The following is a 9661-nucleotide window of genomic DNA, read 5'->3' as shown; positions in this document are numbered from 1 at the left end:
ATTACATAACTTGATTCGTTGCTGTCATTGTTGGGAATCGTTAAGGTGGTTGCGGTCATGCCGCCGTTGAAGTTGTCCATGGTAAATGTAGTCATGCCGCCGGGCGCAATTGTTGCGCTGAGCGGTTGCGAAAGATTGAAATCCGCTGGATCGGTATGCGTGGCAACGCCGAGCATAAGCGTTCCGCCGCCGGCATTGGTTATTGTAAACAGGAGCGCCGGGGCATTCGGAAACATGAAGGCGCCATTGCTTGGGATTTCCGTGGCGCCCTGAAATACCGATATTTCCGGACCGGAGGGACTGAGCACGGCCGCGAGCAGCAGCGCCAGCGGATCATCGTCGTCGGCCTGGCAGGAGTCCTGATTTAGAGGATGCTGACAGAGCCAGCAGGCATTAGCAAAAAGCAACAGGCCGAGGGCAGCCAGACCGGAGAGTAAGAATCGCATGCCGCCTCCCAAGCGCCAATCCGGCGGCAGCCGGCGCCCGCCGGCAGCGACGTCAATCCCGAATCAGCCCGCGTCGCCACGGCCGGCATGCAATAGATCGTATGCAGCCTTCAGTTTCAAGAATCGTTCGTGGGCTGCTTGCTTCGTGGCGGCGTCGTCAAATGGGATGCGATCAGGATGAAAACGAAGGGCCATGTGGCGCCAGGCGCGCTGCAGTTGCCGATCATTGTAACCTGGCTGCAGACCAAGCAGCTGCAAGGCATCGCCGGTCGTCCCAGCTTGACTTGCCCCGTCAGCGCTGCGCCGCCCGCGTTTACCCTCGACCATGCGCCAGATGGATTCCGCCGCCGCCGGCGAGAGCCGAAGGGCGCGCGCCAGCTCTTCGAAGAGCAGCTTTTCTTCCGCAGTAGCGCGACCGTCGGCTAGTATGACGTTGATGATAGTTTCCGCTACAAATTCACGCATTTGGCGCATGGTCCCCGGTCCGGGCGCTGCCAGCGCTGGCGCGGCTGCTTCGAAGGCAGAAACGAAGTTAAGCAGCGATGCGCGATTCTCCGCCGCAGACTGACGACGAAGGACGTCCGCCGTCGTGGCAATCACTCGCGCCATCAGCACATGATTGACTGAAGGAAACTCTCGCTCCAGAGCTTGCTTGAGTGTATGCTGTTCGTCTGCCGTGATGCGGCCGTCGACGCGCGCAAAGTGCGTAGCAATGGCGGCAGTCCAGGCGCAGGTCTGGTCCAGCGGCGGATGAAGACGGATGATGGATTGAATCTGCTGCGCGAGGTTCGGCGCATCTGGAGTTAACAGCTTTCGCCAGTCGGCGCGCCGGCCCCCCAAGCGCATGCGATAGAGAAAAGTAGCGATTGTAACCGCAATCATCCAGAGGAGCACAAAGCTATGACTGAGCTTGCCGATCAGTGGATGAATAAAGAACGCAATCAGTGGGGTCACCAGCAATGAAGCGAGGGCGATTCGTTTCAATGGTTGGTCGCCTGACGTATCAGGACGCTCCGAATTTTGACTGGATGGATCCGGCGCCGGTCGAAAGACGAGATAGGCGGCGAATAATAGAAAGAAGATCAATACGCCAATGATCCAGATGCCCGACCGAAAGTCTGCCGCCTCCTCGCTGCCCTCCATCGCCTCCAGCAGTAGCGAGACTAACCAGAGCGTGAGGCCGATTGCCAGCACAGCGCCGGAGAGTTTCAGGATCCGGATGAACAAATCGGAGCGACTGTTTCCTCCGTCTTTTCGAACGACAGCCATAAGCCCACGACGCAGCAATCATTGCCGACTGTCAGTCGAATCTTGTCGCCGACGCGAGCGCTGTTGCCCGCGCCCAAAGTAGCTTGCCGTCGCGCCGGCCTTGCCGCGCGCTTGTTGACGGAGGGCGCGCCGGATCGTCGCGCAGACCGGAGCAATCCGGCAAGTGAGGAAAGTCCGGACGCCGCAGGACAGGAGACCGGGTAACGCCCGGGAGCGTCGCAAGACGCTACGGATAGCGCAACAGAAAGGAAACCGCCAGCGCAAGCTGGCAAGGGTGAAATGGCGGGGTAAGAGCCCACCGCGTGACAGGCAACTGGCACGGCACGGCAAGCCCTCTCCGGCGCAATCTCAAGTAGGCGACCGTTCGAGGCCGGTCCGGCCAAGGTCGCGGGTAGAGAGCAAAGAGCCAGCGGGCAACTGCTGGCCAAGAGAAATGACGGTCTAAAACAGAATCCGGCTTACGGGCGCGTCCTCCACTTTTCTTTGTACATACTCAGCGATGGTCCAAAAGGTTTCCGCTTTCATCCATACGTATGTGCGGATTGAAGGCGATTTCCCAAAGATGCCCATCCGGATCGGCAAAGTAGCCGCGATATCCGCCCCAGCTGACGCGCGCCGGCGCCTGCGGAATCGCTGCGCCCTGACGGCGCAAGCGGGCAAAGGCCTGGTCGACCTCGAGTTCCGAGCGCAGATTGATAGCCAGTGTAAAATGGCGAAAGCCCTCCCCGCTGGCCGCGACGTTGGCGTCGGCCGCCAATTCCTCGCTCGGGAAAAGACCCAGGAAGATGCCGTTCAAATTATAGAAGATGATCTCAGGCGTGTCTTTGATCGGCGTCCAGCCCAGCGCATCGCTATAGAATTCACGCGACCGATCGAGACGGGCTACGCCCAGGGTGACAAACGAAATGCGCTGTGGAAGGTTCATCGCAGTATTGCGGCGCGCCGCCCGGCGCTGGCAAGCGCCTTGCGCTTAAATCAATTCACTTTTGCGGCGCTGCCTTGACGCTGCGCGGCGGCTTGTGCGCAAAGGTAGCCGGTGGTCCAGGCCGCCTGCAGGTTGTATCCCCCGGTCAGTCCGTCGATATCCAGGGCTTCGCCTGCAAAGTAGAGGCCGGGGTGCTGCAGCGATTCCGGCCAGCGGCGGTCCAGCGCCGCCAGATCCACGCCGCCGGCGCACACAAATTCCTCTTTGAATGGCCCCTTTCCATTGATTTGTACTTGCATATGTTTAATGTTTCTTATCAGACTTGTTTGCTGGGCAGCTGTAATCTGAGAGCAGCGCAGATCCAAGGGCGTTTCAGATCGATGCCAGACATACTCGCGCAGCCGCCGCGCCGACGGCGTCGGCCAAATCGAAAGCAAACTTCGTCCTCCGCTGCTCTGTCGAAGCTCAAGCAATCTGGCGCGCAATTCTTGCTCCCCGCTGTCCGGAGCAAGGTCGATCTGCAGGCGAGCGCGATAGCCGCAGCGCTGCAAATGGCGCGCGCCAAAGGCAGACAATCGCAAGACTGCAGGACCGGAAAGGCCCCGGTGTGTGATCAGTAGTGCGCCTCGCGCTTTCAGGTTGAATTGCGGCAGACTCAACGCCGCCGGCGCGGACAGACCGCTCAGCGATCTAAGTTCCGGATCATCAATCTGAAAGCTGAAAAGCGATGGCGTAAGCGGCTGGACAGCTATGCCCATGGCGGAGGCCCAGGCGGCCGCCGTCCGCCCCCCGCCGGTTGCAACAATCAACTGCGCAGTGTGCAGCGCTGTGCCATTTCGCAGCTGCACAAGATAGCCGTTGTTGCCGGCGGCGATTGACTGGACCGCACTGCGCAGGCGAAGCTCCACCGCCTCCTCGACGAGGGCCGACTGCAGGGCGTCGATAACTGTCTGCGAACTGTCGCTTAAAGGAAAGATACGACCATCGACCTCGGTCTTGAGCGCAATGCCCCGTCCTTCAAACCAGCGGCAAAGATCGCGCGCCGAAAAGCGGCGCAGCCAGGAACGCATGCTTGCTTCACCGCGCGGATAGGCGGCGGCAAATCGCCGTCGATCGGGCTCGGCGTTAGTCAGATTGCATCGGCCTCCGCCGGAGATACTGACCTTCTGCAACAGTCGCGATCCGGCCTCCAGCAACAAGACGGGGGCGCCGCTGTCACCGGCAAAATGGATCGCCGCGAAAACGCCGGCCGCACCGCCGCCGATGACGATCAGCGGCCATTCCCCGCTCGCAGCCATTGCCGTTCAATGCCGGCGGCGCCGACGCCCGCCGAATTCTGGCGGCAGGTCTGGATATGAGCTGCGTCGAACTTCTTCCTCGGATAACGATCCATTGCCCGCATTGGAGGCGCTCGCCGAACCATGCGGGCCGGAGCTCGCCTGATCGCCCGAGGCGCGAGTAACAAGGCCTTCCAGGAATTCGCGCAAGCGATCGATGTAGGCGAAGATGGCCGGCACAAGCAAGAGCGTTACCAGCGTGCTGATAAAGAGTCCGCCAATGATGGCGATACCCATTGCTGTTCGGCTCTTGGCCGCCTCGCCAAGTCCCAGCGCAACCGGCAGCGTGCCGGCAATCATAGCGAAGGTCGTCATCAAGATGGGTCGCAATCGCACCTGACCGGCTTCAAAAATGGCGGCGTCGCGATCCATGCCGCGATGGCGCATATTCTCCATGGCGCGGTCCACCAGCAGAATGGAGTTCTTGGTCACCAACCCCATCAAGAGAATCACCCCGATCATGCTGAAGATATTCAGGAACTCTCCAGTAATCGCCAGCGCAAAAAATGCGCCAGAAATGGCTGTTGGCAGGGCGGAAATGATGGTAAAGGGCGTAACAAAGGATTCGTAGAGCGATGCCAGTACAAGGTAGATAAATAGCAGCGCGATGCCGAAGGCCAGAATGATATTGGCAATCAGTTCGCGCAAATCCTCGGCCTGACCGATGAAAGCGTAGGTCACGCCAGGCGGCGGCGGCATTTCACGATCCAGCAGTTTCTTCACCTGTTCCGTGGCCGAATCGAGAGCGCCGCCAGGCGAAAGATTGGCATTGATCGTAACAACTCGCGCTCGGTTTTCGCGCGAGATGCGCGCCGGTCCGTAGTTTTCCCGACCCACGCTGATCGCAGGAAGCGGAATCATCTGAAAGTTCAGATTGGGAATCATCGTCTGACTGAAGGCGGCGCGCAGGTTGCGCTGCTCGGGACGCAGGCGCAAACGAATATCATACTCCAGGCCATTCTGGCGCAACTTGCCGACGACGCCGCCTGCCACATGATAGCGCAACTCCTGTCCGGCGATGACCGGCGCGACTCCTACTGCCTGCATGCGCGCTTGATCAAATACAACCTGGAACTCCGGCTTGCCTGGACGAAAGCTACTGTCGAGGTCAGTCAGATCGGAAATATTTCGCATTCGCTCCACCAATTTGGAGGCATAGGCGTCCAGCACTTGAAGATCCTCGCCGCGCAGGTTCAAGTTGAAAGGATACTGAACGCCGCCGCCGACGGCGCTGTAGTCCGCCACGCGGGCGCGCGCTTCATGAAAAGGGGCCAGCATCTCGCGGACATGGCTCTTAAAATCCACCGTAGAAATCCGGCGTTCTCCGGACGGGACCAGCTGGATGCCGATGTTGGCAACGTTGGACTCGGCGTTTTCGTTGCCAATAACGATGGCCATCTTTTCAACCAGCGGCTCATTCTGCAGCTTCTGCACAACCTGATCGACAATGACTCGCGTTCCTTCCAGCGAGGCGCCAGGTTTCAATTCAAAGCTGATCTGAAATTCGCCCTGATCGTTGGGGGGCAGGAACGTCCGTTTTACCAGCCCCAGGCTCAGCAAACTCAACACAAAGACGCCAACGGAAATGGCGATGACTGTCTTCTTGCGGCGCAGCGTAAAGGCCATGGCCCGCTCGTAAAGGCGGTCTTGCCAGTCCTGGTAACGATCAAAGGCCCGCAGCAGAAAGTTGCGCTTGTGATCCAGACCGCCGGCGAAGTTAGCCGATAGCATTGGCGCAATGGTCAGCGCGTCAAATAGGCTGATCAACATGGCAAACACCACGGTCAGGCCAAATTCCTTGAAGAATTGTCCGATGATGCCGGTCAGAAAGCCCACCGGCAGGAACACGGCTATGACGGTGGCGGTGGTTGCAATGACTGCAAGAGTAACCTCGGTCGTTCCCTTCTCCGCCGCCTCGCGCGGCGGCAGCCCTTCCTCGATTTTTCGAAAGATATTCTCACGCACGACAATCGCGTCGTCCACCAAGAGACCGATACAGAGCGAAAGCGCCAGCAAGGTCATTACATTGATGGTGAAGCCCATCACGTACATCAGGAGAAAGGCGCCCAGCAAGGAGTTGGGCAAAGCCAGACCGGTTATGATCGTTGAGCGTAGATTTCCAAGAAAGAAGTAAACGACGACCACGGCCAGGACAATGCCCAGCACAATAGCGGTGGCAACGTCTTCGATGTTGTAGCGAATCCAGAGCGAGCTATCGCGAACCACGATGATTCGCGGCTTGCCTTCGCCGCTCGCCAGGCGTTGGTTGATTTCGCCAACGCGCTTCAGCAGCGCGTCCACCACGGCCACAGTATTTGAACCGGACTGTTTGTAAGCATCGATAAACAACGCCGGCCGCAATTGACGTTCTACCTGCGGGGTATCTCCGCCAATTAGATTGCGCAACAAACCTGGATGAGGCCGATCCTGGAGCGGCGCATAGAAATAGCCGATGGCCTTGGTATCTTCGGTGGCGTCGCGCACCTGCCCCAATTCGCCGATGGTTACGCCGCTGCCGATATCAGCGCCAAAGCTGACGGTTGTATTGCGAATGTCTTCGATACTGGAAAACTCGCCCAGCGTGCGAAAACTGATTTCCTGAGCGCCCGATTCAAAGCGGCCCACGGGTACATTCAATCCGGAATTGCGCAGCTGATTGGCAATGCGGACTGCGGAGATGCGATAGGAATTCAAACGATTGCGATCCAGCTCCAGCTGAATCTCGCGCCGCGCCCCGCCCAGTAGGCGAACGCCGCCCACATCGCCGACCTGTTCCAGCAGCGGCTTGACTGTTTCGTTGGCAAGATCATAGAGTTTGGCCGGCGGCAGATCGGCCTGCAACGAGAGTCGTAGAATGGGCTGGTCGTCGGGATCAAAACGCAGCACCAGCGATTCATCAGCGTCGGCCGGAAAATCGACGCGCGCGGTACCAACTTTATCGCGCACCTGTTGCTCTGCGTACTTGATATCCGTCTGCAGGGTGAATTCGGCTATCACCACTGACAGACCCTCTTGATTGCGAGAGGAGACGCGCTTAATTCCGGCAATACTGGACAGCTGCTCTTCGATAGGCCGCGAAATGAGATTTTCCACTTCCTCCGGCCCAGCGCCCAGGTAGGTCGTCGTTACCAGCACATAGGGAAAGGTTACCTTTGGAAATAGATCAATGCCCAGGCGGTTGAGGGCAATGCCGCCCATGGCCAGCATCAAAATGACAATGCTGGAAATGAAAATGGGGCGCTTGATGGAGAGGCTGGCCAGATTCATAGACCGTCCGGGCGCCTGACCAAAATTGGTCGGGCGACTAAGGCCAGTCCCGACGGAGGACAGGGGCCGTCAAGTCCAAGAGCGCGACAGCGCGGCGACGCGCTTCCAATATGCGGTTGACGCAAGGCGCACGGCAGGCGAATCAAACGCAACATTCCCTTGCAGCTGGAGCAAGACTTGGCACGAGAGAAGAAGGTCGAGCGCACGCCCCGTAAATTCCTCGAGTACGCCCTGGTGCGTTTGATGATTTTTCCGCTTTCGCTGATGCCCTTTCGCTTCAGCGAGCTGCAACTCTTCTGGTTCTGTCGTCTGCTCTTTGGTCTGAGCAGCTCCTTCCGCAAGCGCATTGTGAACAACGTAGACGCCAGCTTTCCGGACAAATCGTCGGCGGAACGAGCGCGCATCTGCCGCCAAAACCTGCGCAGCCTGGCGCGACTGACCAATGAGTTCATCCACGAGCCCCGTATTCGCCCGCGCGAGGTTCCAGAGCACATTGTCCTGGAACCGGACGGCGGAGAATTGCATCGCCGGCTGCTGAGCAAGGGCGGCATTCTGGTGCTCGGCCACCTGGGCAGCTGGGAATGGATGGGCATCGGTCTTACTTCATCCATTCGCACCTCGGAGTTGCACGTCCTTGCCAAGCGGCAGAGCAATCCATGGTCGAATGCCTGGATCGAGCGCGTTCGCGCCAGCCAGAATATTAAGTTAATCTATACCGATGAGAGCCCGCGGCTAATTTTGCAGCACTTGAAAAAAGGCAACATGGTAGCGTTCATAGCCGATCAAGATGCCGGCCAGAGCGGCGAGTTCTATCCCTTCATGGGCCAGCTGGCCTCCACTTATCAGGGCCCGGCGCTCTTTGCGCGAATGACGGATGCGCCCATCGTGTTCTGCTGGTCCTGGCACGACGAAAGAAGCAGGCTGCATTTTCAGGTACAGGAATTGCCGCGGCCGGCGCTAGATCCAAAGGGCGATGCGGCGGAATGGGAACGGCAGTTCACGCTGAACTGGGTGCGGCTGCTTGAAGAGAAAGTTCGACTTTTTCCAGAGGACTACTACTGGCTGCATCGACGCTGGCATACCAGGCCGGCGGATGCGCAGGCCATCTGGAATATCTGGCGTGAGCGCGGCGTCATTTAAGCATTGAGCGAAAATCAACGGGTGATCGCGTAGCGACAGGGTGCGCCGCCCCGACCAGCATCCTGAATTCGCAGCAGATAACTCACGCTATTGGTCAGATTGGACACGGACAGTATTGCGTTGCTCAGATAGCTCGGCGAGCGATACGAGTCTCTGCAAAAATGTGCAGCCGTGCAGGGAAACGCGCCATCGGCGCTGGCCGTCCACAGCGCAGAATCATTTACATCTGCCACGGATACTTCGTGGACAGTCGCCATGCTCGGGCAACAGGAAAAGGAGCTGCCGACGCCGCCAACGCCAATGTAAATGAAACTGCTGTCCTTGGTGAATCGGTACCAGTCTACATCTGTAGTATCGTGTATAGCGTCCTGGAATTGACTGGAGCTTAGCGACGTGATCGTAACAAACGGAGGGTTCTCCGACGGTCGCTGCGGAGCTCGGTCGGGGCCCATTCCATTGAACGCCCCCAGCCGATTGACCGCAAGTATCGTGTTGAGCAGGAGGTCTGACTCCTGCGCCTCATCCGGCGAGTTGCTGGAGCAAACTATCAGGAAGAGGAGACTTCCTATGATTTGCGCCACTCTCGAAAGCAAAGACAGGCGCGTCATAGTTGAATTGCCTCGTCGGAGGGCGGCATTTGCTCCTGGTCAGGAGGCGACGGCTCAAAGTCGCGTTTGTCTCCGTTATTCTGGGAATCGGAGGGCCTATCATCAGCCTCCGGCGTCGTAGGGCGATAGCTGTCAGGCTCGCCCGCTGGCGGCTCGGGCGTCCCCCATTCAAAGGCGACGCCAGCCCCAAAGCGATAGCCCTGCTCCTGGTAGCTGTGCCTTTCGTGATTCTGTCCTGCGCCGATAAACCCAAATCCGGTTCGATTCTTGATTGAGAGGATAGTCCCCGCCTTGAAGTATTCCGCCTTGATATAGACCTGCTCCAGCAAATAGTAGCGAAGTCCGGCAGACAATCGTAGGCCGCCCAACTGGTGCTCGCCTACTCGCCCAAACTGAAGCTCAATTTGTACGTAGGGATCGTAAGCAGAATGATTGAGTGGATGAACAGCTGTGCCCAGCGCGCCGCAAGCCATTCGGCCCACATGGATTCTTTCAACGTACGATGCGGTATAGTCCGGAACGGTGACAACGCTCGACGGAAGCAGGTAAGAGACCAACCAGCCGGCGAAGGCCGCTGGTTCCCGGTCGCGCGGAAGCCAGCCGGTCTGTGCATTTTCGATATAAAGATCACCCGTAACAAAGCCAAAGAGGATGCTGTGATGTTTTCCC

8 protein-coding genes and 1 other RNA gene are annotated in these 9661 nt (G+C 58.5%); 2 read left to right on the top strand and 7 right to left on the bottom strand.

Annotated elements, in window-relative coordinates; translation table 11 throughout:
- A partial coding sequence (locus K1X75_18135) for a hypothetical protein (GenBank protein MBX7059986.1) occupies positions 1-446 on the bottom strand: 446 nt, incomplete at its 3' end.
- 63 nt (positions 447-509) lie between these two features.
- Positions 510-1715 (bottom strand): DnaJ domain-containing protein, encoded by a 1206-nt coding sequence (locus tag K1X75_18130; GenBank protein ID MBX7059985.1) that lies wholly within the window; start codon positions 1713-1715, stop codon positions 510-512.
- A gap of 121 nt (positions 1716-1836) precedes the next feature.
- On the opposite strand from K1X75_18130, the gene rnpB reads away from it, so the two are divergent.
- Positions 1837-2192, top strand: an RNA gene (gene rnpB / locus K1X75_18125) — RNase P RNA component class A.
- A 16-nt stretch (positions 2193-2208) separates the two neighbouring features.
- Here the strand turns inward: rnpB and K1X75_18120 are convergent.
- The 3 genes from K1X75_18120 to K1X75_18110 are packed head-to-tail and all read right to left on the bottom strand — an operon-like array spanning position 2209 to position 7244.
- A complete protein-coding gene (locus tag K1X75_18120; protein MBX7059984.1) occupies positions 2209-2640 on the bottom strand; it encodes a VOC family protein in 432 nt (143 codons plus the stop codon).
- 50 nt (positions 2641-2690) lie between these two features.
- The gene (locus tag K1X75_18115; protein ID MBX7059983.1) at positions 2691-3938 is read right to left on the bottom strand and encodes an NAD(P)/FAD-dependent oxidoreductase; all 1248 of its coding nucleotides are present in this window, start codon (positions 3936-3938) and stop codon (positions 2691-2693) included.
- 6 nt (positions 3939-3944) lie between these two features.
- Entirely contained in the window at positions 3945-7244 is a 3300-nt protein-coding gene (locus K1X75_18110) for an efflux RND transporter permease subunit (GenBank protein MBX7059982.1), read from the bottom strand.
- A 243-nt stretch (positions 7245-7487) separates the two neighbouring features.
- Here K1X75_18110 and K1X75_18105 point away from each other — a divergent pair, with 243 nt between their 5' ends.
- The gene (locus K1X75_18105; GenBank protein ID MBX7059981.1) at positions 7488-8384 is read left to right on the top strand and encodes a lysophospholipid acyltransferase family protein; all 897 of its coding nucleotides are present in this window, start codon (positions 7488-7490) and stop codon (positions 8382-8384) included.
- 14 nt (positions 8385-8398) lie between these two features.
- Here the strand turns inward: K1X75_18105 and K1X75_18100 are convergent, their stop codons facing one another.
- Positions 8399-8992: a hypothetical protein gene (locus K1X75_18100; protein MBX7059980.1), complete on the bottom strand. Its 594-nt coding sequence runs from the start codon at positions 8990-8992 to the stop codon at positions 8399-8401.
- A partial coding sequence (locus K1X75_18095; protein ID MBX7059979.1) for a hypothetical protein occupies positions 8989-9661 on the bottom strand: 673 nt, incomplete at its 5' end. The genes K1X75_18095 and K1X75_18100, both read right to left, overlap by 4 nt.

The sequence above is a fragment of the Leptospirales bacterium genome, assembly GCA_019694655.1.
Taxonomy (GTDB): Bacteria; Spirochaetota; Leptospiria; order Leptospirales; family Leptonemataceae; genus SSF53.
Note: the sequence above shows the minus strand (reverse complement) of the source record. Positions and strands in the feature narration are given on the sequence as shown.